At 69.1% G+C, this 21,824-nt stretch carries 23 protein-coding genes; 8 read left to right on the top strand and 15 right to left on the bottom strand.

The genetic code is table 11. The features are described from left to right. The first annotated feature begins 42 nt into the window (after positions 1-42). Together J2P76_RS01075 and J2P76_RS01070 are read left to right on the top strand one after the other, a co-directional pair. The gene (locus J2P76_RS01075; RefSeq protein ID WP_207403896.1) at positions 43-672 is read left to right on the top strand and encodes a class I SAM-dependent DNA methyltransferase; all 630 of its coding nucleotides are present in this window, start codon (positions 43-45) and stop codon (positions 670-672) included. Continuing rightward, positions 654-1,196: a DNA-deoxyinosine glycosylase gene (locus tag J2P76_RS01070; RefSeq protein WP_207403894.1), complete on the top strand. Its 543-nt coding sequence runs from the start codon at positions 654-656 to the stop codon at positions 1,194-1,196. Before J2P76_RS01075 ends, J2P76_RS01070 begins: the two co-directional genes overlap by 19 nt. Here the strand turns inward: J2P76_RS01070 and J2P76_RS01065 are convergent. The 7 genes from J2P76_RS01065 to J2P76_RS01035 form a co-directional block, all read right to left on the bottom strand. Beyond that, complete coding sequence (locus J2P76_RS01065; RefSeq protein WP_242697257.1) at positions 1,193-1,732, bottom strand: ureidoglycolate lyase; 540 nt, start codon at positions 1,730-1,732, stop codon at positions 1,193-1,195. The two genes, J2P76_RS01070 and J2P76_RS01065, sit on opposite strands and share 4 nt — an antisense overlap. Next, a complete protein-coding gene (locus tag J2P76_RS01060; protein WP_207403892.1) occupies positions 1,711-2,445 on the bottom strand; it encodes an ABC transporter ATP-binding protein in 735 nt (244 codons plus the stop codon). Before J2P76_RS01060 ends, J2P76_RS01065 begins: the two co-directional genes overlap by 22 nt. Then, on the bottom strand, positions 2,438-3,175 hold the full coding sequence (locus tag J2P76_RS01055; protein WP_207403891.1) for an ABC transporter ATP-binding protein: 738 nt from the start codon (positions 3,173-3,175) through the stop codon (positions 2,438-2,440). Before J2P76_RS01055 ends, J2P76_RS01060 begins: the two co-directional genes overlap by 8 nt. Then, positions 3,175-4,146 carry a branched-chain amino acid ABC transporter permease gene (locus J2P76_RS01050; protein WP_207403890.1) on the bottom strand — a complete coding sequence of 324 codons (972 nt, stop codon included), beginning with the start codon at positions 4,144-4,146 and terminating at the stop codon, positions 3,175-3,177. Before J2P76_RS01050 ends, J2P76_RS01055 begins: the two co-directional genes overlap by 1 nt. A gap of 1 nt (position 4,147) precedes the next feature. Then, positions 4,148-5,038: an ABC transporter permease subunit gene (locus tag J2P76_RS01045; protein ID WP_207403889.1), complete on the bottom strand. Its 891-nt coding sequence runs from the start codon at positions 5,036-5,038 to the stop codon at positions 4,148-4,150. A gap of 109 nt (positions 5,039-5,147) precedes the next feature. Continuing rightward, positions 5,148-6,365 carry an ABC transporter substrate-binding protein gene (locus tag J2P76_RS01040; RefSeq protein ID WP_207403888.1) on the bottom strand — a complete coding sequence of 406 codons (1,218 nt, stop codon included), beginning with the start codon at positions 6,363-6,365 and terminating at the stop codon, positions 5,148-5,150. A gap of 147 nt (positions 6,366-6,512) precedes the next feature. Next, a complete protein-coding gene (locus J2P76_RS01035; protein ID WP_207403887.1) occupies positions 6,513-8,069 on the bottom strand; it encodes an amidase in 1,557 nt (518 codons plus the stop codon). Positions 8,070-8,212: 143 nt separating this feature from the next. Between J2P76_RS01035 and J2P76_RS01030 the strand changes: the two genes are divergently transcribed. After that, the gene (locus J2P76_RS01030) at positions 8,213-8,923 is read left to right on the top strand and encodes a FadR/GntR family transcriptional regulator (RefSeq protein WP_207403886.1); all 711 of its coding nucleotides are present in this window, start codon (positions 8,213-8,215) and stop codon (positions 8,921-8,923) included. On the opposite strand, the gene J2P76_RS01025 is transcribed toward J2P76_RS01030, so the two are convergent. Continuing rightward, positions 8,920-9,885 (bottom strand): 3-hydroxyacyl-CoA dehydrogenase family protein, encoded by a 966-nt coding sequence (locus tag J2P76_RS01025; RefSeq protein WP_207403885.1) that lies wholly within the window; start codon positions 9,883-9,885, stop codon positions 8,920-8,922. The genes J2P76_RS01030 and J2P76_RS01025 overlap by 4 nt on opposite strands. A 105-nt stretch (positions 9,886-9,990) precedes the next feature. Between J2P76_RS01025 and J2P76_RS01020 the strand changes: the two genes are divergently transcribed. Beyond that, positions 9,991-10,893: a LysR substrate-binding domain-containing protein gene (locus J2P76_RS01020; protein WP_207403884.1), complete on the top strand. Its 903-nt coding sequence runs from the start codon at positions 9,991-9,993 to the stop codon at positions 10,891-10,893. A 62-nt stretch (positions 10,894-10,955) separates the two neighbouring features. Here J2P76_RS01020 and J2P76_RS01015 read toward each other — a convergent pair whose 3' ends face one another. Further along, positions 10,956-12,707, bottom strand: a complete 1,752-nt coding sequence (locus J2P76_RS01015) for an IlvD/Edd family dehydratase (RefSeq protein WP_207403882.1) — start codon at positions 12,705-12,707, stop codon at positions 10,956-10,958. Positions 12,708-12,955: 248 nt separating this feature from the next. On the opposite strand from J2P76_RS01015, the gene J2P76_RS01010 reads away from it, so the two are divergent. Then, on the top strand, positions 12,956-13,960 hold the full coding sequence (locus tag J2P76_RS01010; protein ID WP_207403880.1) for a Bug family tripartite tricarboxylate transporter substrate binding protein: 1,005 nt from the start codon (positions 12,956-12,958) through the stop codon (positions 13,958-13,960). A gap of 69 nt (positions 13,961-14,029) precedes the next feature. Here J2P76_RS01010 and J2P76_RS01005 read toward each other — a convergent pair whose 3' ends face one another. The 3 genes from J2P76_RS01005 to J2P76_RS00995 are packed head-to-tail and all read right to left on the bottom strand — an operon-like array spanning position 14,030 to position 16,659. Continuing rightward, positions 14,030-15,034 (bottom strand): ABC transporter substrate-binding protein, encoded by a 1,005-nt coding sequence (locus J2P76_RS01005; RefSeq protein ID WP_207403878.1) that lies wholly within the window; start codon positions 15,032-15,034, stop codon positions 14,030-14,032. Positions 15,035-15,076: 42 nt separating this feature from the next. Continuing rightward, the gene (locus tag J2P76_RS01000) at positions 15,077-15,895 is read right to left on the bottom strand and encodes an ABC transporter ATP-binding protein (protein ID WP_207403876.1); all 819 of its coding nucleotides are present in this window, start codon (positions 15,893-15,895) and stop codon (positions 15,077-15,079) included. Beyond that, on the bottom strand, positions 15,892-16,659 hold the full coding sequence (locus J2P76_RS00995; RefSeq protein WP_207403874.1) for an ABC transporter permease: 768 nt from the start codon (positions 16,657-16,659) through the stop codon (positions 15,892-15,894). Before J2P76_RS00995 ends, J2P76_RS01000 begins: the two co-directional genes overlap by 4 nt. An 89-nt stretch (positions 16,660-16,748) precedes the next feature. Between J2P76_RS00995 and J2P76_RS00990 the strand changes: the two genes are divergently transcribed. From J2P76_RS00990 to J2P76_RS00980, 3 genes are all read left to right on the top strand, one after another. Then, positions 16,749-17,474 (top strand): GntR family transcriptional regulator, encoded by a 726-nt coding sequence (locus J2P76_RS00990; protein ID WP_207403872.1) that lies wholly within the window; start codon positions 16,749-16,751, stop codon positions 17,472-17,474. An 8-nt stretch (positions 17,475-17,482) separates the two neighbouring features. After that, a complete protein-coding gene (locus tag J2P76_RS00985) occupies positions 17,483-18,625 on the top strand; it encodes a mandelate racemase/muconate lactonizing enzyme family protein (RefSeq protein WP_207403870.1) in 1,143 nt (380 codons plus the stop codon). A gap of 458 nt (positions 18,626-19,083) precedes the next feature. Next, positions 19,084-19,557 carry a DUF2501 domain-containing protein gene (locus J2P76_RS00980; RefSeq protein WP_207403868.1) on the top strand — a complete coding sequence of 158 codons (474 nt, stop codon included), beginning with the start codon at positions 19,084-19,086 and terminating at the stop codon, positions 19,555-19,557. A gap of 35 nt (positions 19,558-19,592) precedes the next feature. Here J2P76_RS00980 and J2P76_RS00975 read toward each other — a convergent pair whose 3' ends face one another. The 3 genes from J2P76_RS00975 to J2P76_RS00965 form a co-directional block, all read right to left on the bottom strand. Then, entirely contained in the window at positions 19,593-19,925 is a 333-nt protein-coding gene (locus J2P76_RS00975) for a YegP family protein (RefSeq protein WP_207403866.1), read from the bottom strand. Positions 19,926-20,068: 143 nt separating this feature from the next. Then, complete coding sequence (locus J2P76_RS00970) at positions 20,069-21,262, bottom strand: MFS transporter (protein WP_207403864.1); 1,194 nt, start codon at positions 21,260-21,262, stop codon at positions 20,069-20,071. 101 nt (positions 21,263-21,363) lie between these two features. Further along, positions 21,364-21,735, bottom strand: a complete 372-nt coding sequence (locus tag J2P76_RS00965) for a VOC family protein (protein WP_207403862.1) — start codon at positions 21,733-21,735, stop codon at positions 21,364-21,366. Positions 21,736-21,824: the final 89 nt, after the last annotated feature.

Raw genomic sequence — 21,824 nt, 5'->3', positions numbered from 1 at the left:
AGGTGTCAGGCTCCGGCAGGTGCCTGACACCTGGCCATATCCATGCCGCTGACCCCCGACGAGCTGCGCCAGATCCGCGAACTGACGCTTGCCCACTACAACGAGCGCGCCGACAGTTTCGAGGCCGGCACGCGCGATCATGACGTCAGCCAGAACATTGCCGCGCTGCTGCGCCACCTGCATGGCGCGCCGCCGTACGACATCCTGGACCTGGGCTGCGGCCCGGGCCGCGACCTGAAAACCTTTACCGCGCTGGGCCACCGCGCGGTGGGGCTGGACGGGGCCGGGCGCTTCGTGGCCATGGCCCGCCAGGCATCGGGCTGCGAGGTGTGGCAGCAGGACCTGCTGGCCCTGGACCTGCCGGCCGGCCGCTTCGACGGCATCTACGCCAATGCGGTGCTGTTCCATGTGCCCGGCCAGGAACTGCCGCGCGTGCTGCGGCAGCTGCGCGCGGCCCTGCGGCCCGATGGCGCGCTGTTCTGCTCCAACCCCCGGGGCGACAACCAGGAAGGCTGGAACCGCGGGCGCTACGGCGCCTATCACGACCTGCCCGCATGGCGTGCGCTGATGAACGAGGCGGGCTTCGGCGAACTGGAACACTACTACCGGCCCGCCGGCCTGCCGCGCGAGCAGCAGCCCTGGCTGGCCAGCGTATGGCAGCCCCAGCCGTGACGCGCGCCGCGCCGGCGCCGCCGCGCGTGCGGGGCTTCGCGCCGCTGGCCGCGCCGCGCGCGCGCGTGCTGGTGCTGGGCTCGATGCCGGGCGTTGCGTCGCTGCGCCAGCAGCAGTATTACGCGCATCCGCGCAATGCGTTCTGGCCGATCGCCGCGGCGGTGTTCGGCTTCGACGCCGGCGCGGACTACGCGCGGCGCGTGGCGGCCCTGACGGCGGCCGGCGTGGCGCTGTGGGACGTGCTGCAGGCCTGCCAGCGGGCCGGCAGCCTGGACGCCGACATCGACATGGCCACGGCCGAGCCGAACGATTTCGACGCCTTTTTCCGCGCGCATCCCGCTATCGTGCGGGTGTGCTTCAACGGCGGCAAGGCGGCCGCCCTGTTCCGGCGCCGCGTGCTGCCGCAGCTGGCGCCCGCGCGCTCGCTGCAATACCTGGACCTGCCGTCCACCAGCCCGGCGCATGCCGCCATGCGCTGGCACGACAAGCTGGCCGCGTGGCGGCACGCTCTGGACGCGTCCTAGCCGTGCGGCCCGGCCGGCCCGCCGGGCAGTATGCGCCAGGGGCCGTCGGGCATGGCGACGACCTCGCAATCGACAACCGGCCCGCGCCGTTCCAGGACGGCGAAATCTCCCGCGGCCAGCGCCCATAGCGGGTGGTGCCAGGTGCCGCGCCGCAGCGTGATGCCGCAGCGGCCATCGGCCAGGAAGGCTTGCGCCGTGCGCGGATCGGGCGCGTGCGGGCCCAATGCCACCAGCACCACATACGGGGTGCCATGCAAGGGCAGGAATGTCTGGCTGCCCAGCCGGTGGCGTTCGAGTTCGCGCGCCATGAAGGGCAGGGCGCCGCCCCCGGCCCGGAATACGCTCAGCGACGGGCTGCCGGCGCAATCCAGAATATCCGGGTCCGGCATTTCGACGCGCAGCGACGTGCCGGCGTTGATGGCGCGGCCCGTGCGGCCCGCGCTGCCGATCACGTCGCCGTAGGGCTGGAAAGCCTCGGGCGTCAGGGGCCGCAGCGCCAGTTCGCGCGCGGCCATCAGAAGTTGATCCCCAGCCATTCCCGCACCTGCGCGTGCAGGTCGCCCGAAAAAGCCTCGGGCGAACCCGAGGCGGTGATTTCCCCCAGGCTGAGCACATAAACGTGGTGGGACATCTGCACGACGCGGCGCACGTTGTGGTCGACCAGCAGGATGCCCATGCCGGACTGGGCGAAGGCCTGGATCCACTTGAATATGTCGGCGGCCACCCGGGGGGCCAGGCCGATGCTGGGCTCGTCGATCAGGCAGACGCGGGGCCTGACCATGTACGCCTTGGCGAATTCCAGCGATTTCTGCTGCCCGCCCGACAGGTTGCCGGCGCGTTCGCGCAGCTTTTCTTTCAGGACGGGAAAGTGTTCCAGCGTTTCGGCATAGCGCTGTTCGAGCCCGGCGCCGAACTGCCTGCGCCGGCCCTCCAGGGGCAGGCGCAGGTTGTCGGCCACGCTTAAATAAGGAAACAGGCTGGACTCTTGCGGTATGTACCAGAGCCCCGCGTCGATCATGGTATGGGGCGCCTTGCCGGAAATGTCCTGGCCGGCCAGCGTAACGCGGCCGGACTTGGGCTTGAGAAACCCGCACAGCGTTTTCATCAGGGTCGATTTTCCCGCCCCGTTCAGGCCGATCAGCCCGCTGATGCGGCCGGCCTGCACGGCCAGCGACACGTTGCGCAGCACATCGATGTCGCCCATGTAGCCCGCCGTGACGTCTTCCATGGCAAGCAGGGTGTCAGTCATGGCCGGCCTCCGCGGTTTCGTCTTCGCCCAGGTAGGCCTCGATGACCGCCGGCGTATTCAGCACCTGCTGGGTGGGGCCGTCGGCCAGCACCTTGCCCGCGTTCATGCAGACCGCGCGCGGGCACAGATCCACCACCACCGGCATGTCGTGGCTGACCAGGATGAACGTCTGGCCCTCGCGGTTGCGGCGCTGGATGAAGGCCGACATGATTTCCTTCATGACGGGGTGCACCGCCGCAAAAGGCTCGTCCAGCAGGGCAATGCGCGGCGGCGACATGAAGCAGGCGCCGAATTCCAGCAGCTTTTTTTGCCCGCCCGACAACTGGCCGGCGTCCAGGTGCATGGACGCCGCCAGCCGCAATTCGTCGAGCAATTGCAGGGCGCGCGCGGTGGCGCGGCCCTCGTCCAGGCCCATGGCCAGGCCGCATACCAGCAGGTTGTCCAGGGCGCTGACCCGCGAGAACACCCGGGTCATCTGGAACATGCGCTGTATGCCCAGGCGCGCCAGCCGGGTGGGGTTCAGGCCCGTGACGGCGCGCCCGTCCAGCAGCACCTGGCCGGCGTCGGGGTGCAGGTGCCCGGACAGGACATTGAGCAGGGTTGTCTTGCCCGAGCCATTCGGACCGATCAGCCCCAGCAGCTCTCCTTCCCGCACGTCCATGCCCGCGCCGTCCACGGCGCGCAGCCCGCCGAAGCGTTTTTCGATCGCGCTGATCTGCAGCAGTGCCATCAGGCGCCTCCGGACGGGCTGGCGCGCCGCCGGGCGAGCAGGCCGCGCGCCAGCCCCCACAGGCCGGCGCGGAAGAACCGCGCGAACACGATCACCAGCAGGGCGAACACGATCATCTGGATGTTGCCCACATCGCGCAGCATCTCGGAAGCCACGTACACCAGCATCGCGCCGACCAGCGGCCCCACCAGCGTGCCCATGCCGCCGATGACCACCATGGCGATCACCAGCCCGGTCTGGGCGATGATGCCCAGTTCGGGGCTGACCAGGCGGGCGAAGGTGCTGTACAGCCCGCCGGCGAAGCCGCAGATGGCGCAGCTGACCAGGAAGGCCACGGTCTTGCAGCGCACCACATCGACGCCGCGGCTGGCCGCGCCGATTTCATCGTCGCGGATCGCCTGCAGGAAGCGGCCGGTGGGCGAGCGCAGCACCCAGTACACAATCAGCACCGTCGCGCAGAGCGCCGCCAGGAACAGGTAGTAGTACAGCGTGCGGTTGTCCACGATGCCCGGCACGTTCAGCCCCTGGTCGCCGCGCGTGAAGTCGATGGAGTTGTAGATGACCAGGCGCACGATCTCGGCGAATGACAGGGTGGTCAGCGCCAGGTAGGGGCCGGACAGCCGCAACACGATGCGGCCCAGCACCAGGCCGATGGCGCCCGGCACGACGGCGGCCAGCGGCAGGCCGATCCACAGCGGCGCGTTCAGGTGGTAGGCCAGCAGGCCGGTGGTATAGCCGCCCAGCATGGCGAACGCCGCCGGCGCCAGCGAGAATTGCCCGGCGTAGCCGGCCAGCAGGTTCCAGCCGCAGGACAGCATGGCAAAGTACATGCTGACGATCAGGACGCCCAGCCAATAGGGCGATGAAATGCCCAGCGGCAGCAGCGCCAGCACGGCCAGCACGGCGATGGACAGGCGCACTTCCTGGGCCAGCTTGTCGCGCAGGAAATTCGGGTGGCGCGGATGCGTCATGTCATACCTCCCGCGCCCGTTCGCCGAACAATCCATGGGGCCGGAACAGCAGCACCAGGATCAGGATCGCCAGCCCGAACGTGTCGCGATAGTCGTAAGACAGGTACACCGCCCCGAAGCTCTCCAGCACGCCCAGGGCCAGCGCCGCCAGGATGCTGCCCGGTATCGAGCCCATGCCGCCGATCACCACGATGACGTATGACTTGATGGCGGGAAACAGGCCCACGTCCGGCGCGGGGTTGATGACCGGGGCGAGCAGGGCGCCGGCCAGGGCGGCCAGCACGCCCGAGGCCATGAAGATGATGCTGCTGGCCCGCGCGGTATCGATGCCCGCGATCGAGGCGCCCAGCCGGTTCTGGGCCACAGCCTGGACCTGGCGGCCCCACAGCGAATACTTGATGAACACCGCCAGGCCCGCCAGCAGCACGATGGCCAGCGCCGCGGTGATCAGCTTCTGCCCGCTCATCATGAAGGGGCCGATGGCCATGCGGGTCACGTCCGACAGCGACGGGCCGCGCATCGGATAGGGGCCCACCACCTTGTCGACCAGGTTGATCAGCAGCAGCGACAGGCCGAAGGTGACCACCACGGCATACTCGTCTTTCATCAGGCCCCACGAGCCGTACCCGGCGTACAGGGGGCGCATCAGCCAGCGCTCGGTGGCCCAGCCCAGCAGCGCGCCCGCGGCGGCCGCCAGCGGCAGGGCCAGCCAGGGCGAGATGCCCAGCACCAGCGACACCAGCGTATACGTATAGGCGCCCACCATGTAGAACTCGCCGTGCGCGAAGTTCACGATCTTCAGGATGCCGAAGATCATGGTCAGGCCGACCGCCATCAAGGCATAGAACAGGCCAATGATCAGGCCATTGACAAACAAGTCCACTGCAAGCACAGAGGGGCTCCCGTCGAAACCGGGCGGGCCTGGCCCGCCGGTGTTTGGATGCTTGATTGCCGACAGTCCGGATGCGCGCCCGGCGCAGATGGCCGGGCGCCGCCCGGGCCTACTTGGGCGGACGGACCGCCTTGCCGATGTCCAGCGGCTGCCCCGAAGCCTGGATCAGCGTGGTCTTGCTCAGCGGCTGGTTGATCTCGGTGAGCTGGTACGTGACGTAGGGAATGTCGACCCATTGCTGGTACTTGTAGCCGGGCTCTTTCGAGAAGCTGAACTTGCCGCGTACCCCTTCGAATTCCATGCCCTGCAGCGCCTTGATGATGGCGGCGCTGTCGGTCGATTTCGACTGTTCGATGGCGCGCGCGATCAGCAGCACCGAATCGGCCGCCTGGAAGATCAGGCGATTGGGCTCGGACTTGCTCTGCTGCTGGTAGATCTGTCCCACCTGCTTGCCCAGTTCCGGCATCGGCATCATGGGGTGGTACAGGCCGAACGCCAGCATGTACTTGCCGGCTTCTTTCACGTTCTGCCAGAAGTCGGGGTAGTCGGCGATGCCGGCGCCGTCGTACAGCCAGGTCTTGGCGCTGGGCGCCACGCCCTGTTCGTACAGCTGGTTCATCAGAATGTACGCCGCCGGCGGCAGCATGATGTTCACCACCACGTCGGGCGGGTTCGCGCGCAGCGGCAGCACGGCGGGGGTGAAGTCCTTGCCGGCGCGGTCCAGCGCCACGTACTTGTATTCGACCTGCGGCGCGGCCTTCTTCAGGAACCCGCCCAGCAGCTTGGCCTGGCCGATGCCGTAGTCGGTGTTTTCAGCGAAGGCGACCACCCGCTTGACCTTCAGCGCGGCGATGGTGTCGGCCATGGCCGAGGACACGCGCGTGTTGTAGTTGGCGGGGTTGAAGACTTCGGGGTAGCCCTTGGCGCGCACATCGTCAGACCAGCAGTTGGTGTTGACGTAGGGCACCTTGTAGCGGTGGGCCACTTCGATTTCGGCCAGGCACACCGAGCTCTGGTGGCCGCCGGTAATCGCCACCACCTTGTCGCGGGCAATCAGCTTTTCGACGGCGGCGCGGCCTTTTTCCGGGATGCCCTGGTTGTCTTCGTAAATGATCTTCAGGGGGCGGCCCAGTACGCCGCCCTTGTCGTTGATGATCTTGGTAATGATTTCAATGCCGTCCTTGACCTGCGTGCCCTGCACCACCGAGCCGGGCGGCGACTGGGCAATGCTGACGCCGATGGCGATGGGGTCGGCGGCCAGCGCGGTGGCGGCGCCGCAGGCAAGCAGGCAGGCGCACGAGGCGGCAACCAGGCGAGGCAGCTTCATGGTGGACTTCTCCTTCAAGAACGGGCATGCGGCGGCTGGCGCCGGCAGTCATGGCTGGACGAACTGAGGGATACAACTCCAGACCGTGTTTTAGTATCGTTCTGACCGGTCTGACCAGTTAGGGGAAACGCCTAGCGGCGGCGGGCGTCACGCGCCGGCCGGATAGCGGCCCGCCACCAGGGTTTCGATGCGCGCCGCGATGTCGAGCACATGCCAGTCGGCGCCGCGCGCGCCCACCACCTGCATGCTGATGGGCAGGCCGGCCGGGCTGGCGCCGCAGGGCAGGGTCAGGGCCGGCAGCCCGGCCAGGTTGAACGGCATGGTCAGCGCAGTGGTCGCCGTGTGCAGCGGATACTGGCGCGCGCCGATCGTTACCGTGGCGGCCTGCCGGGCGGTCGGCGCCGTGCGCATTGTGGGCGTGACCAGCACGTCGACCTGGGCCAGCGCGGCATCCATGGCCCGGACCAGCGCGGCGCGCCCGCGCTGGGCGCGGGTGTACCAGATGGCCGGCAGGAACTGCCCGGCCTCGAGGCGGACGCGCACGTCTTCGCCCAGGGTGGCGGGGTGGCGCAGCAGCCGGTCCCAGTGCAGGTCGGTGGCTTCGCTGCACAAGGTAATGAATTGCAGGCCCGCGCTGGTTTCGATGCCGGCGATGTCGACCGGCACCAGTTCGGCGCCGTCGCCGCGCAGCAGTTCCAGGGCGGCATCGAGCGCGGCCGCCACATCGTCGGCCAGCGGTTCGTAAAAATAGCGGCGCGGCACGCCGACGCGCCGGCCCGCCAGCGGCGCGGCATGCGGGCCGCGCACCGGCTGGCCCGCCATGACCGCGTAAGCCAGCGCGGCGTCGGCAACGCCGGCCGCGATCGGGCCCAGATGGTCCAGGCTGGCGCCCAGCGTTTGCGCGCCGTCGCGCGGAACGGCATCGAAGCTGGGCTTGAATCCCACTACGCCGCAGCACGCCGCGGGATAGCGGATAGAGCCGGCGGTATCGGTGCCGACGGCGATGCGGACGATGCCGGCCGCCACAGCGGCGGCCGATCCGCCGCTGGATCCGCCCGGCGTGTGGCCCGGGTGGCGGGGGTTGCCCACCGCGCCGAAATGGGGGTTGGCGCTGGTGATGCCGTAAGCCAGTTCATGCAGGTTGGTGGTGCCGATGATCAGCGCGCCGGCTTGCCGCAGGCGGGCCACGGCCAGCGCGTCGCGGGTCGCGGCGGCCGGCGCCGGCATGCCGCTGCCGTTGGTCTGGGCGAAACCCGCCACCGCCATCAGGTCTTTGATGGCGATGGGCAGGTGCAGCAGGGGCAGCCGGGCGCCGTCGCGCCGGGCCTGGCTGGCCTGCTCGGCCTGGCGCTGCAGCATGGCCGGGTCGGCCAGGGAAATGAAGGCGTTCAGGTCGGCGTGCCGGCGCGCCTGCGCCAGGGCCGCCAGCGCGGCATCGGCGCCCTGCGGGCCGGCCGCGGGAACGGCCGTCGCTGCGTCGGGAGCGGGCGGGACATCCGCACGCAGGGCCGCCGAAGGCGGCGCGCAGCGCGGCGCCAGGTAGCCCAGGTCGGGCTCGGGCGCCAGCGATTCGATGGCCTGCAGTTCGGGCAGATTGGTCCGCAGGCGATCCAGCCAGGCCTGCCGGCGCTCTGGATACGGATAGCCGTGCAGTCCGGCCACGTCTTCGACGGCATCGGCAAAGCGTTCGAATAGCGCTTTCATGGCGGCACGAGAAAAAAGTGGGGCGGGGGCTTGCGCAGGCCGGCGCGGCGGATTCAACCGGTCTGACCAGTTGGTGCCATAATGCCCACCCAGGCAAGCGCTGTCAACGCCGGCGCGCGGCCAGGCGCCACAAGGGAAGCATCATGAATACCGTCGAACGCATCGCCCAGCAACTGCAGGTCCGGATCCGCCGCGGCGAATGGGCCGAGGCGCGGCGCCTGCCCGGCCAGCGCCAGCTGGCCGAGCTGCTGGGGGTCAGCCGCGCTTCGCTGCGCGAGGCGATCACCATGCTGGAAGGGCTGGGGCTGCTGCGCAGCGAGGCCGGGCGCGGCGTGTTCATCGCCAGCCCCGGCGAAAGCGGCCTGGGCAGCGCTTATGGGCGCTGGCGGTTCCAGGGCCGCTATGCGCTGCGCGACGTCTACCTGGTGCGCTGCGAGCTGGAAGAACTGGCCACCGCGCTGGCTACCGGTGTGGTCACCCGCCACGGCCTGGAACGCCTGCGCGCCACGGTGGCGCAGATGGAAAGCGCCGCCGCCGATGGCGACCTGGTGCTCATGGCCGAAGGCGACCACGCCTTCCACGCCGCCATTTACGAAATTGCCGGCAGCCCGCTCTTGCTGGACATTGCCGAAAGCATCGGCGACATCGTCGAAGGCAGCCGGCAGGTGGCCTTCGCCGATCCGGCCCGGGTGCGCGAACCCATACGCGAACACCTGGCCATCATCGACGCCCTGGCCACGGGCGACCCCGAACAGGCGCGCCGCGCCATGCGCGCGCACATCCGGCACGTTGCCGATCGCGCCGGCCTGGCGCTGGCCATTCCGCGCGCCAGGCCATCCAGCCGAGCGGCCTAGGGCTCGACCGGCGGCAGTTCGTCGGCGATCAGCGCCAGCCCGGCGCGCAGCAGGCGGTCGTAGCGGGCCCGCTCGGCCGCGATGGTTTCGGGCGTCCATTCATAGAAACCCCGGCCGGTCTTCATGCCATGCCGGCCGTCCTGCGCGCGCTCGGCCAGGCAGCGCGCCGGCCGGTCGCTGTTGCAGAACGACGGGTACATGGTGGCGCCGGCCGCGGCGTGCACGTCGATGCCGGCGTGGTCGCGCTGCAGCACCGGCCCCGCCGCCAGGAAGCGGAACCCGAAACCGAAGCGCACCGCGGCGTCCACGTCTTCGGGCGAGGCGATGCCGCGGTCGATCAGGTCGAAGGCCTCGCGCGACAGCGCGTGCTGCAGCCGGTTGGCCAGGAAGCCGGGCAGGTCTTTGCGCACCTTCACGGGCACCATGCCGCAGCGGCGCATGAAGGCGATCAGCGCGTCGGCGCACGCCATGTCGCTGGCCTCGCACAGCACCACTTCCACCAGCGGCACCAGGTGCGCGGGCATGAAGAAATGCAGGCCCAGCATGCGCCCGCGAGTGGCCAGGCCGTCGCCGATGGCGCCGATGGGAAAGCTGGAGCTGTTGCTGGCCAGGATGGCATGGGCCGGCGCGCGGCGCTCCAGCTCGGCGAACAGGGCCTGCTTCAGGTCCAGCCGTTCGGGAATGCACTCGATCACCAGGCCCACGCTGTCCCAGTCCACGGCGTCCAGGCCGGAAACGGCCTGCACGCTGCCGGCGGCGTCGGCGTGGCCGGCGGCCGCCAGGTTGCCGGCCACCCGCGCCGGCAGCGCGCCGGCGCGGGCCGCATCGGGTTCGACCACGGTGGTGCGGCAGCGGGCGCGCGCCAGCACCACCGCCACGTCGGCGCCCATGGTGCCGCCGCCCACCACCACGGCATGGGTGGCGGCCGGGCTGGCCAGAGGGGCGGGTTGGGGTGCGTTCATGGTGTTTCCTTTGCGGGTCGGGAATGGACGCCAGTGTAGAGAAGGAAGTTTGATTGATGAATCAGATTCTTTGGATAGAATGATCACAAAACGAGATCAATAAAGATGAAGATCAATCTGTCGATGCGCGATGTCGAAACCGTGCTGGTGCTGGGCCGCACGCTCAATTTCCGGCAGGCGGCCGTGCAGCTGCACTTGTCGCAGTCGGCATTGTCCACCCAGGTGCTGCGCATCGAAGAGGCCCTGGGTGTGCGGCTGTTCGACCGCACCACCCGCACGGTGCGGCTGACGGCGGCCGGCCAGGTGTTCCTGCAGCAGGCGGCCAACCTGCAAGTGGCGTTCCGCGAGGCCATCGACGCGGTGGGCGGCATCGCCAACGCCGAGCGCGGTTCGGTGGCGGTGGCGGCCCTGCCGTCGGTGGCGGCGCGCATGCTGCCGCGCGTGCTGATGGCGTACCGGCAGGCGCATCCGCACGTGGCGCTGAAAGTGCACGACACCCTGACGGGGCCGGCCTTCGACCTGGTGCGCGCCGGCGAAGTGGACTTCGCCATTACCGCGGCCGATCCGCAGCAGGCCGACCTGCACTATGTGCCCATGCTGTCCGACAGCTTCCTGCTGCTGATCCCGCAGGGCCACCCCCTGGCGCGCCGCAAGGGGCCCCTGCGCTGGGCCGATACCGTGGACGCCGCGCATGTGTCGATGGTGCATCCCAGCAGCGTGCGCCACTATGCCGAGTGGGCTTTCCTGCAGAACCGCATCCGCTTCCAGCCGGCGTTCGAGGCCGAGCACCTGACCACCATCGTGGCCATGGTGGAATGCGGCTTCGGCGTGGCGGCCCTGCCGGCCATCGCGGCCCAGGCCGTGGCGCACAGCGGCCTGGTCGAGCGGCCGCTGGTGGGGCCGGTGGCCGAACGCTCCATCGGCCTGGTCACGGCGCGCCACCGCAGCCTGTCGCCGGCCGCGCAGGCCCTGCTGGAACTGCTGCGCGCGGACCTGCCGGCGGGGTAGGGGGGGTGCGGGGCAGGTGTCTGGCACCTTCGGAGTCAGACACCTGCGCCCATTTCGCCGTGTCAGCGCGGCGCCTTGCCCGGCACGGTTTCGCGCGTGCCGGGGGCGCGCAGGAAGTCGAAGTCGGCGCCCTGGTCGGCCTGCGTCACGCTTTGCAGGTACAGCTTGTGATAGCCGCGCTCGCCCTGCGGCCGCTGGATGGGCTGGGCGGCGGCGCGCTGGGCCAGCTCTTCGTCGCTGACCAGCAGGGCGATCTCGCGCCGCTGCACCGACAGGCGGATGCGGTCGCCGTTGCGCACATGCGCCAGCGGGCCGCCCACGGCCGCTTCGGGCGTGACGTGCAGCACGATGGTGCCGGCCGCCGTGCCGCTCATGCGGCCGTCGGAAATGCGCACCATGTCTTTCACGCCGGCGCGCGCCAGCTTGCGCGGAATCGGCACGTAGCCGGCTTCGGGCATGCCCGGGCCGCCGGTGGGGCCGATGCGCTTGAGCACCAGCACGTCGTCGGCCCGCACGTCCAGCGCGTCGTCGTCGATGCGCCGGGCCATGTCCTCGGCGTCCTCGAACACCACGGCCCGGCCTTCGTGTTCCATCAGGTCCGGGTTGGCGGCCGATTGCTTGATGATGGCGCCGCCCGGCGCCAGGTTGCCGCGCAGCACCGCCAGGCCGCCGGCCGGGTAGATGGGCGAGCCGAACGGGCGGATCACGTCCTGCGCGAAGGGCGGCGGCGCGGCGTCCAGTTCTTCGCCCAGCGTGCGGCCCGACACCGTCAGGGCGTCCAGGTGCAGCAGCGGGCGCAGCTCGCGCAGCAGCGCGGGCATGCCGCCGGCCTTGTGGAAGTCTTCCATGTAGTGCTGGCCCGAGGGCTTCAGGTCGACCAGCACCGGCGTTTCGCGGCTCAGGCGGTCCAGCCCGGCCAGGTCGATGTCGAAGCCCAGCCGCCCGGCCATGGCCGTCAGGTGCACGATGCCGTTGGTGGAGCCGCCGATGGCGAGCAGCACGCGCAGGGCGTTTTCGAATGCCTTGCCGGTCAGGATGCGGTCGGGCGTCAGGCGGCTGGCCGCCATGGCCACGGCCGTGGTGCCGGTGCGCTCGGCCACGCGGATCCGGTCGGCGGTGACGGCCGGCGCCGAGGCGCCGCCGAACACCATGATGCCCAGCGCTTCGGCCAGGCACGCCATGGTGCTGGCCGTGCCCATCACCGAACAGGTGCCCACGCTGGCCACCAGCTGGTTGTTGACGTCGGCGATTTCGGCCGCGTCGATTTCGTCGGCGCGGTAGCGGCCCCAGTAGCGGCGGCAATCGGTGCAGGCGCCCACCCGTTCGCCGCGGTGCGAGCCGGTCAGCATGGCGCCGGTCACCAGTTCAATGGCCGGCACGCCGGCCGAGGCGGCGCCCATCAGCTGCGCCGGCACGGTCTTGTCGCAGCCGCCGATCAGCACCACCGCGTCCATGGGCTGTGCGCGGATCATTTCCTCGGTGTCCATCGACATGAGGTTGCGCAGGTACATGCTGGTGGGCTGGGAAAAACTCTCGTGCACCGAGATGGTGGGAAAGTCCACCGGCAGGCCGCCGGCCAGCATCACGCCGCGCTTGACCGCCTCGACCAGCTGCGGGGCGTTGCCGTGGCAGGGGTTGTAGCTGCTGCCGGTGTTCACGATGCCGATCACCGGGCGCGACAGCGCGTCGTCGGTGTACCCGGCGCCCTTGATGAAGGCCCTGCGCAGGAACAGCGAAAAACCCGTATCGCCGTAGTTGGTCAGGCCTTTGCTCAGGCCGCTGGCGGCGGGGGCGGATGATTTTTTGGCAGCCATTGTAATTCCAATAATATTATTGATAATCTATGCGCTGCATCATATCCGGCTCGCGTGCTGGCGTGCAAGTGCGGGGTTTCGCGCATGCCGCGGCTTGCCGGGCAGGCTTGCTATTGATCCAGAAAACAGATCGGTCAATAGAAAAGTTCTGATTCTTCTATCAGGATGCACCCCCTACACTCTGTGCGGCAATAACGAGCCGGGCGCCAGATCGATCCGTACAACCATCCCGGCCAGGAGACCACTGCATGTCCCGTTTCAGCAAGCCCACGCCGGCGCGCCGCGCCTTCCTGGCATCCGCGCTGGCATTGTGCGCCGGCTTCGCCTTGCATGCCGCGCCGGCGGCGGCCGCCTATCCCGACCGCCCGGTGCGGCTGGTGGTGCCGTACCCGCCCGGCGGCGCCACCGACGTGATCGGCCGCGTGCTGGCCCAGGAACTGTCCTCCGCGCTGGGCCAGCAATTCGTGGTCGAGAACCGCGCCGGCGCGGCCGGCAACATCGGCGCCGACCAGGTCGCCAAGGCCGACCCCGACGGCTACACCTTGCTGATGGGCGCGCTGACCAGCCATTCGATCAACGCCGAGCTCTACAAGGGCAGGGTGCCCTACGACATCGAGAAAAGCTTCGCCCCGGTGTCCATCGTGGGCACGGTGCCGCTGGTGTTCGTGGTGCACCCGTCGGTGCAGGCAAGCACGCTGCAGGACTTCATCGCGCTGGCCAAGGCGCGCCCGGGCTACCTGACCATGGCGTCGGCCGGCAACGGCTCGCCCCAGCACCTGGCGGCCGAAATGTTCAAGAGCATGGCCGGCGTGGACGTGCTGCACGTGCCCTACAAGGGCAGCGGCCCGGCCATGACCGACCTGATGGGCGGGCAGGTGCTGAGCATGATCGAGACGGTGCCGGCCGCCCAGGGCCACGTAAAGGCGGGCAAGCTGCGCGCCCTGGCCGTGGCTTCGGGCCAGCGCGCCGAGGCGCTGCCCGATGTGCCCACCACCGCCGAGGCCGGCCTGGCCAATTTCCAGGTCAGCTCGATGTTCGGCATTGTGGCGCCGGCCGGCACGCCGGCGCCGGTGCTGGACAAGCTCAACGGCGCGCTCAAGCAGATCACGGCCAAGCCCGAAGTCAAGGCCGCGCTGCTGAACCAGGGGGCCGTGGCCACCTGGACCACGCCGGCCGATGCCGCGGCGCGCATCGCGGCCGAACGCGCCAAATGGGCCAAGGTGATCAAGGACGCCGGCGTCTCGGCCGAATAAAACCGTCATGCGCCCGGCGCCGCCGGCGATGCTGTCATCGCGGGCGGGCGCCATGGCGCGGCGCGCGGCTCAGGCCTTGACGATTTCCAGGTAGGGCTTGGGATCGAAATAGGTGCTGGCCGGCACGGGCTTGGCGATGTTGGCCGTGTGCACGAAGAAATCCGTCACCTGCTGCAGCCACTTGGTGACGGTGCCGTCGGCATACTTGGCGCGCCATTCCGGCGACGTGAAGTACTTCGAGGCCTTGAACTGGTTTTTCAGGTCGGCCAGCGGCACTTCCGGATAGTGCTTTTTCTGCAGGGCGGCCACTGCATCGTCGGTATGCGACAGCAGGTAGTCATTGGCCGTGACCCAGCCCTTGATCAGCGAGCGGATCAGCTTCGGGTTCTGGTCGTAGTAGTCGTTGCGCGCCGCCCAGCCGCCCACGATGGCCGCTTCGGGATAGAACGCCGAGGCGTCCACCAGCATGCGCGCGCCCTCGACCTTCTGCCGCACGGTGACGTCGAACGGCACCCACAGCGCCACCGCGGGCACAGCGCCCGAAATGAACGAGGTCACCGCCTCGGTCATGCGCTGGTTGACGATCTGCACGTCCTTGCCTTCCTGCAGCCCGGCGCCCTTCAGCACGCGGTCCAGGAACACATGGGCGGTGGTGCCCGCCGTGGTCGAGATTTTCTTGCCCTTCAGGTCGGCGGCGCTCTTGATGCCGGAATCCCCGCGCACCCACAGCTGCGCCGTGGCGTATTCCACGTTGTTCAGCAGGAACACCTTGCCCTGGCCGCGCGCCGGAAAGTTCGACACCACCGCGCCGGTGGACAGCACGTCCAGGCTGCCGCCTATCATGGCCTGGAACAGTTCCAGGCCGGTGGTGAACTTGATCATCTGCAGGTCCAGGCCCTGGTCGGCGAAGGCGCCGGTTTCCAGACCGGTCCAGATCTGGCCGTCGACGGCGGGCGTGTGCAAATAGCCCACGCGCACTTTTTCGGCGGCTCGCGCCAGCAGGGGCATGCCGATGCCCGACATGGCCGCCGCCACGGCGCCGGTCTTCAACAGGGTTCTGCGCTGCGGATTCATGGTGGGACTCCTTTCTTGCGGGGATGAGTTCAATGGTGAGGGTCAATCGGCCAGGCGCACGACCTGGTTGGCCTGCCTGGCGTATTCCTCCATGACCAGGCCGCGGATCCGCGAGCGCAGCTCGCCGAAGCGCGGATCTTCGTGCAGGTTCTCGGCGCGCGGATAGCCGAACGGCACATCGATGACGGTGCGGATGCGCGCCGGCCGCGCCGTTACCACCACAATGCGCGACGACAGGTAAATGGCTTCTTCGACCGAGTGGGTGATCAGCATCACGGTCTTGTCCTCGGCCAGCAGCACCTGCAGCAGCAGGTCCTGCATGGCCGAGCGGGTCTGCGCGTCCAGCGCGCCGAAGGGCTCGTCCATCAGCAGGAACTGCGGCTTGACGGCATAGGCGCGCGCCAGCGCCAGCCGCTGGCGCATGCCGCCGGACAGGTGCTTGGGATGATGGTTGGCGAAGTCGGCCAGCCCCATCAGCGCCATATAGCGCTGGCAGATCTCGTCGCGCTCGGCGCGGCCGGTCCGGTTGGCGCGCAGCGTCAGGCCGAAGGCGATGTTTTCCTTGACCGTCAGCCACGGAAACACGCCGTATTCCTGGAAGATGACGCCGCGGTCGGGCCCGGGGCCGGCGATCGGCCGCCCGTCGAGCAGCACCTGGCCTTCGGTGGGCTGCACGAAGCCGGCCACGATGTTCATCATGGTGGTCTTGCCGCAGCCCGACGGCCCGATCACCGACACGAACTCGCCCTGGCGGATTTCATAGTCGACGCCGTCCAGTACCCGCATCGGCCCGTCGGCCGTGGGGTAGTCCACCGACACGTTGCAGAAGCGGATGCGGGCGGAAGTGTCTGCCGTGCTCATGCGATGCGCTCCTGCCAGGCCACCAGGCGGCGCGCCGCGGCGCGCAGGATCAGGTCCATTACCAGGGCGATCAGCCCGATGCAGATGATGCCCACGTAGATGATGTCGAGCTGGAAGAACGACGAGGCGTCCTGGATCAGCGCGCCCAGGCCTTGCTGCGCGGCGATCAGCTCCGAGGCCACCAGCGTGGCCCAGGCCACGCCCAGCGCCACGCGCAGGGCGGTCAGCATGTGGGGGATGGTGAGCGGCACGATCACCTTGCGGAAGATTTCGCCGTCGCTGGCGCCCAGGGTGCGCGACACGCGCACGTAGATCGGGTTGATCTGCGCGATGCCTTCGTACATGACGATCACCCCGGCGAAGAACGAGGCGTAGAACAGAATGGCGATCTTGGCCGATTCGCCGATGCCGAAGTACACGATTACCAGCGGAATCAGCGCGATGGGGGGCAGGGCCCGGAAGAAATTGATGACCGGGTCGACGAAGCTGCGCACGCTTTTGTACCAGCCCAGCACGAACCCCACCGGCACGGCCAGCACTATGCCCAGCAGCACGCCAACCAGCACGCGCTGGGTGGACATCAGAATGTCGTGCGGCAGCCGCGTCTGCATCAGCGCCAGGAACTTGGACAGCACTTCGTGGGGGCTGGGCACCAGCGCGGGGCTGACCAGCCCGCTGGCGCGCACGCCATACCAGGCCAGTACGATCAGCACCCACGGGGCCGCGATCAGGGCCGCCCGCCGCGGCAGGGAACGGTTGCGCAAAACTCCTCCTCCATCTGGCGCTTGACCTTTTATTGGTCAAATCGTACTGTAGACCATACGTTCAGCAAACAATATATGGCTATTTGTTTATGGCTATCAACTTTCACGACAGCCCCATTCCGCGCTATCTGCAACTGGCCGACCTGATGCGCCAGCGCATTGCGCGCGGCATCTGGGAACAAGGCCAGAAAGTGCCCTCTCTGGAAGAGCTGGTGGCCGAATTCGGGGTGGCGCGCGTGACCGTGCGCCAGGCCGTCGACGTGCTGACCCGCGAAGGGCTGGTGTCGCCGCAGCAGGGGCGCGGCACCTTCGTCACCGGCCTGCCACCCAACGACCGCTGGCTGCGGGTGCAGACCACGCTGGCCGAGCTGGCCAAGGTGTACCGCGACACCCAGCCCAAGATCGTCACCATCGACGAGTCCATCCATTCGGCGCCGCTGACCGCGCAGGACGGCATCGCGGCAGAGCAATACGTGTTCATGCGCCGCGTCCATGAACGCGCCGGCCAGCCGTATTGCGTCATCAACATCTACCTGGCCGAGCACATCTTCCGCCAGGACCCGGCGCGCTTTCGCAACGAAACCGTCATTCCGCTGCTGGTGTCCATGCCCGGCGTGCACATCGCGCAGGCGCGCCAGGCGCTTACCATCAGCACGGCCGACACCGAAGTGGCGCAGCAGCTGCAGGTGGCGGTCAACACGCCCATCGCCGAAGTGCGGCGCGTGTTCGTCGATGCCGGCGGCCAAGTCATCTACCTGAGCGAAGTCACGTACCGCGGCGACTTCATCCACGTCGAAATGAACCTGATTCCGTGAGGCCTGCCATGGGCGATGCCAGCAGCGTGTACCCCGCCGACCTCAGCGTGCACGTGCTGCGCTATCCGGTCGAGCGTCCGGTGCGCACCTCGTTCGGCGTGATGCACGACCGCCCGGCGGTGTTCGTGCGGGTGCAGGACCGCGACGGCGCGCACGGCTGGGGCGAGGTCTGGTGCAACTTCCCGGCCTGCGGGGCCGAGCACCGCGCGCGCCTGGTGCAGACCGTGTTGCGGCCGCTGCTGCTGGGGCGCGCCTACGACGGGCCCGCGGCGGCCTGGGCCCATCTCACCGCGGCCACCGAAGTGCTGGCGCTGCAGGCCGGCGAGCCCGGGCCCATGGCGCAGGCCATCGCCGGCGTCGACCTGGCGCTGTGGGACTTGTGCGCCCGCCGCGCGGGCCAGCCGCTGTGGTCGTACCTGGGCGGCGCCAGCGACCGGGTCGCGGTGTATGCCAGCGGCATCAACCCGGACGACCCCGAACAAGTGGTGCGGCGCAAGCACGGCGAAGGCTACCGCGCCTTCAAGCTGAAGCTGGGCTTCGGCCGCGAGCGCGACCTGCGCAACCTGCGGCAGGTGCGCCAGCTGCTGGGGCCCGGCGTGCCGCTGATGGCCGACGCCAACCAGGGCTGGAACCCGGCCGACGCGGCCAGCATGGCCGCCGCCATGGGCGAGCTGGACATCGCCTGGCTGGAAGAGCCCATGCGCGCCGACCAGCCGCTGGCCCACTGGCAGGCCCTGGCGCGCCAGTCGCCGGTGCCGCTGGCCGCCGGCGAAAACTGCCTGGGCGCCGAGGCCTTCCGCACGGTCATCGAGGCGGGCTGTCTGCAGGTGGTGCAGCCCGACCTGGCCAAGTGGGGCGGCATTTCGGGCTGCCTGCCGGTGATACGCGCGGTGCGCGAGGCCGGCCTGCGCTATTGCCCGCACTACCTGGGCGCCGGGGTCGGCCTGATGGCCTCGGCCCATTTGCTGGCCGCGGTCGACGGCATGCAGCATGGCGGCCTGCTCGAGATCGATGCCAACGACAACCCGCTGCGCACCCTGCTCAGCGCGCCGCTGCAGCAGCTGGAAGAGGGCGTGGCAAGCCTGGGCCGGGCGCCGGGCATCGGCGTCGAGCCCGACCTGGATGCGCTGCGGGCGCAGTGCGCCGGGTGAGGCTGGGTCAGGTGTGTGACACCCATGGCGCTACCTTAAGGCTCCGGATCCTGTGATTTCCTGGTTATTGCTTCATGCACCTGTGGATATTGCGCTTGGGGGCATTACGTTCTAGCCCCGTCCCGCGGCGTCCGGGCAAGTGGTGTCGGCGCACGTGCGTCGGGCTCGGGCGCAACCAGGCGCCCTCGGCCTGCTGCGCAGGCTGCCCCGCCGCCCAACGCGCCGACACCACTTGCCCGGACGCCGCGGGACTGCGATGGTTGAATACGAACCGCCGCACACCGCAGCGTTGAGGCAGTGCAACCGCCGTCCATCCAATCCTTAAAGCGCTGGTGACAATGCGAATCCAGGTGCTACGCCGCCTGGGCGGCGTGGGCGCGGCTCACATAATTTGTCGCATCGGAAAGCCGGCCGGCCCGCTAGGATGATTGCGGTTTTCTCAGCCTCGGGAGCACGCAATGAAATTCGATCACCGGCATATCATCGGCGCGGCCGCCGTCGTCGCGGCGCAATGCATTGCGGCGGGCGCGCAGGCGCAGCTGCTCGATGCGGTCAAGGGGCAGATGGGCGGCGCGCAACAGGGCGGCGCCGCCGGCGCGGCCGGCAGCGCCGCGCAGGGCCTGGGCGGCGGGCTGCCGCTGTCGTCGCTCAGCGCGGGCAGCGCCGGCAACGCGGCCGGCGTGCTGGAATTCTGCATGAAGAACAACTACCTGAGCGGCGGCGATGCCCAGTCGGTCAAAGACCAGCTGATGGGCAAGATATCGGGCGGATCGGGCCAGGCCCAGTCCGACCCGGGTTACACGGACGGCGTGCAGGGCATATTGAAGGGCGGCGACGGCAAGTCGGTCGACCTGAGCGGCGGCGGCCTGAAAGAAGAAATCACCCGCAAGGCCTGCGACCAGGTGCTGGAGCAGGGCAAGTCTTTCCTGTAGCGGTTGCGCGGGCAGCCGCCGCTGCCCGCCGGCATTCAGCTGTTGTCGCGAATGTCCTGGGTGGCGCCGTTCTGCTTGACGGATTCGATGCCGGCATTGCGCGCGGCTTCGGTGCCGTACATCTGGCTGTTGCCGATGACCTGGTTGTTGGCGGCCCGCAGCGTGAAGTAGAACTTGCCGTTCGAGGCCGTGGCCGAGTTGTAGCGCGACGCGTCGCCGCTGTTTTTCTGCACCGAGGCGATACCGTTCTCGGCCGAGGCCTTGGCGGTGTACATCTCGCTAGTCAGGATGGTTTCCGCATTGCCGGCTTTCAGGGCAAAGTGGAATTGTCCGTTGCTTGCTTTTTTCAGTTCAAACCAACCTGCCATGATGGGACTCCTTGGATTGAAGCGATGGGCGGAACGAAATCGCCCTGGGGCGGCGCGCCGCCCGCCAGGGTTTCCCGATCATAGGTAATGGCGCCGGTTTTGCCTAGGTTTTTGCGGCCGGCGCGGCGTGCCTTTGCAATGTTTTAAGTTGCCTGGCCCAGGGCGCGGCGCTGCTTGTCCAGCGAGACCGACACCAGCCACAGCATGAATCCGCCCAGCGCCAGCAGGGCCCCCACCCAGCCCGGCGAGCGCCAGCCGTGGCCGTGGGCCAGCGCCAGGCCGCCCAGCCAGGGCCCCAGCGCATTGGCGGTATTGAACGCGGAATGGTTCAGCGCGGCCGCCAGGCCCTGCGCATCGTCGGCCACGTCCATCAGGCGCGTCTGCAGCACGGTGCCCAGCGCCCCGCCCATGCCGACCAGGAACACCGCCGCGGTGATGGTCCAGATATTGCCGATGCTGAAAGTGAACAGCGCCAGGGCGGCGGCGCTGAACAGCAGCACCCCGCCGGCGGTGGGCATCAGGGCGCGGTCGGCGAACCTGGGAATGACCAGGTTGCCCAGCGTCATGCCGGCGCCGAACACGCCCAGCACCAGCGGCACCGTGCCGGGCGCCGCCCCGGTGACCGTGAGCAGGATGTCAGCCAGGTAGGTATACACGGCGAACAGGCCGCCGAAGCCGATGGCGCCGATGCCCAGCGTGATCCACACCTGCGCGCGCCGCAGTGCGCCCAGCTCGCGCAGCGGGCTGGCGTGCGGGTCGGCCGGCGTGGCGGGCGCGAACATGGCCACCAGCGCCACCGTGAGCAGGCCGGCCGCGGCCACCAGGGCGAAGCCCCAGCGCCAGCCCACCGCATGCCCCAGCCAGTTGGCCAGCGGCACGCCGACGATGGTGGCCACCGTCAGGCCCAGGAACATGCGGCCCACCGCCTGGGTGCGGCGCTGCTCGGGCACCAGCGACACGGCCACCAGCGAGGCGATGCCGAAATAGGCGCCGTGCGGCAGGCCGCTGAGAAAGCGCAGCGCCATCAGCCATTCGTAGCTGGGCGCGAAGGCGCACAGGCCGTTGAACAGCGCGAACAGCGTCATCAGCAGAATGAGCAGCGCGCGGCGCGGCAGGCGGGCGGCCGCTACGGTGATCAGCGGAGCGCCCACCACCACGCCCAGCGCATAGGCGCTGATCACGTGGCCGGCGGTGGGGGCATCGATGGCGAGGCTGTGCGCGAAATACGGCAGCAGGCTCATGGTGGCGAATTCGGTGGTGCCGATGGCGAAGGCGCCGATGGCCAGCGCGAACAGCACCAGGCCGGGCGAACGGGGCCCGGAAACAGCGGAAGTCATGGGGAATGAATCATGCGGGGTTGAAATCGGCCCGCGGGTTTGGCGCCCGCGGGCGGCAGGCACGGCATTGTAGCCGCCCCGTGTGACAGGGCGGCGTCGGGTCAATCCTGCTTGCGGGCGAACACGCGCAGCCGGTGGCCATCGGGGTCGAGCCCCACGAACGTGTGGCCGATGTCCAGGTCGGTGGGCTGCTGCGCGATGGGGATGCCGCGCTCGGTCCAGTCGGCATGCAGCGCGCGCACGGCCTCGCGGTTGGCCACCGGGATGGCCAGCTCGCCGCCGCGCCCGGCCGAGATCGCTCGCGGCGTGACGGTCTGCCGGGCCCACAGGCCCAGCATCAGGCCGGAATCCAGCTTGAACTTGGCGAAGCTGGGGGTGGCGTGCACCGGCTGCTTGTGCAGCAGTTCGGTATAGAACCGGGCGCTGCGGTCCGGGCTGTCGACATACAGGATGATCAGGTTGGGATCGGTCATGGAATGCTCCGCGGTGGCGATGGCGCCAGCGGGCGCGTTGCGAGTCGCGCCAGCAGACGCATCGTAAAGATGCATGCTGTCAGAAACTG

The sequence above is a fragment of the Bordetella petrii genome (assembly GCF_017356245.1).
Lineage (GTDB): Bacteria > Pseudomonadota > Gammaproteobacteria > Burkholderiales > Burkholderiaceae_B > Bordetella_A > Bordetella_A petrii_D.
This window is presented reverse-complemented; position numbering and strand designations above follow the sequence as displayed.

Coding starts and splice junctions, on each gene's coding strand:
- J2P76_RS01065 (WP_242697257.1), bottom strand. CDS start 1,732: ATGGCTGGGGATCAACTTCTGATGGCCGCGCGCGAACTGGCGCTGCGG.
- J2P76_RS01000 (WP_207403876.1), bottom strand. CDS start 15,895: ATGAGCACGGCAGACACTTCCGCCCGCATCCGCTTCTGCAACGTGTCG.
- J2P76_RS01050 (WP_207403890.1), bottom strand. CDS start 4,146: ATGACGCATCCGCGCCACCCGAATTTCCTGCGCGACAAGCTGGCCCAG.
- J2P76_RS01055 (WP_207403891.1), bottom strand. CDS start 3,175: ATGGCACTGCTGCAGATCAGCGCGATCGAAAAACGCTTCGGCGGGCTG.
- J2P76_RS01010 (WP_207403880.1), top strand. CDS start 12,956: ATGTCCCGTTTCAGCAAGCCCACGCCGGCGCGCCGCGCCTTCCTGGCA.
- J2P76_RS01040 (WP_207403888.1), bottom strand. CDS start 6,365: ATGAAGCTGCCTCGCCTGGTTGCCGCCTCGTGCGCCTGCCTGCTTGCC.
- J2P76_RS01025 (WP_207403885.1), bottom strand. CDS start 9,885: ATGAACGCACCCCAACCCGCCCCTCTGGCCAGCCCGGCCGCCACCCAT.
- J2P76_RS00985 (WP_207403870.1), top strand. CDS start 17,483: ATGGGCGATGCCAGCAGCGTGTACCCCGCCGACCTCAGCGTGCACGTG.
- J2P76_RS00990 (WP_207403872.1), top strand. CDS start 16,749: ATGGCTATCAACTTTCACGACAGCCCCATTCCGCGCTATCTGCAACTG.
- J2P76_RS01070 (WP_207403894.1), top strand. CDS start 654: ATGGCAGCCCCAGCCGTGACGCGCGCCGCGCCGGCGCCGCCGCGCGTG.
- J2P76_RS00980 (WP_207403868.1), top strand. CDS start 19,084: ATGAAATTCGATCACCGGCATATCATCGGCGCGGCCGCCGTCGTCGCG.
- J2P76_RS01030 (WP_207403886.1), top strand. CDS start 8,213: ATGAATACCGTCGAACGCATCGCCCAGCAACTGCAGGTCCGGATCCGC.
- J2P76_RS00970 (WP_207403864.1), bottom strand. CDS start 21,262: ATGACTTCCGCTGTTTCCGGGCCCCGTTCGCCCGGCCTGGTGCTGTTC.
- J2P76_RS01015 (WP_207403882.1), bottom strand. CDS start 12,707: ATGGCTGCCAAAAAATCATCCGCCCCCGCCGCCAGCGGCCTGAGCAAA.
- J2P76_RS01060 (WP_207403892.1), bottom strand. CDS start 2,445: ATGACTGACACCCTGCTTGCCATGGAAGACGTCACGGCGGGCTACATG.
- J2P76_RS01005 (WP_207403878.1), bottom strand. CDS start 15,034: ATGAATCCGCAGCGCAGAACCCTGTTGAAGACCGGCGCCGTGGCGGCG.
- J2P76_RS01075 (WP_207403896.1), top strand. CDS start 43: ATGCCGCTGACCCCCGACGAGCTGCGCCAGATCCGCGAACTGACGCTT.
- J2P76_RS00965 (WP_207403862.1), bottom strand. CDS start 21,735: ATGACCGATCCCAACCTGATCATCCTGTATGTCGACAGCCCGGACCGC.
- J2P76_RS01020 (WP_207403884.1), top strand. CDS start 9,991: ATGAAGATCAATCTGTCGATGCGCGATGTCGAAACCGTGCTGGTGCTG.
- J2P76_RS01035 (WP_207403887.1), bottom strand. CDS start 8,069: ATGAAAGCGCTATTCGAACGCTTTGCCGATGCCGTCGAAGACGTGGCC.
- J2P76_RS00975 (WP_207403866.1), bottom strand. CDS start 19,925: ATGGCAGGTTGGTTTGAACTGAAAAAAGCAAGCAACGGACAATTCCAC.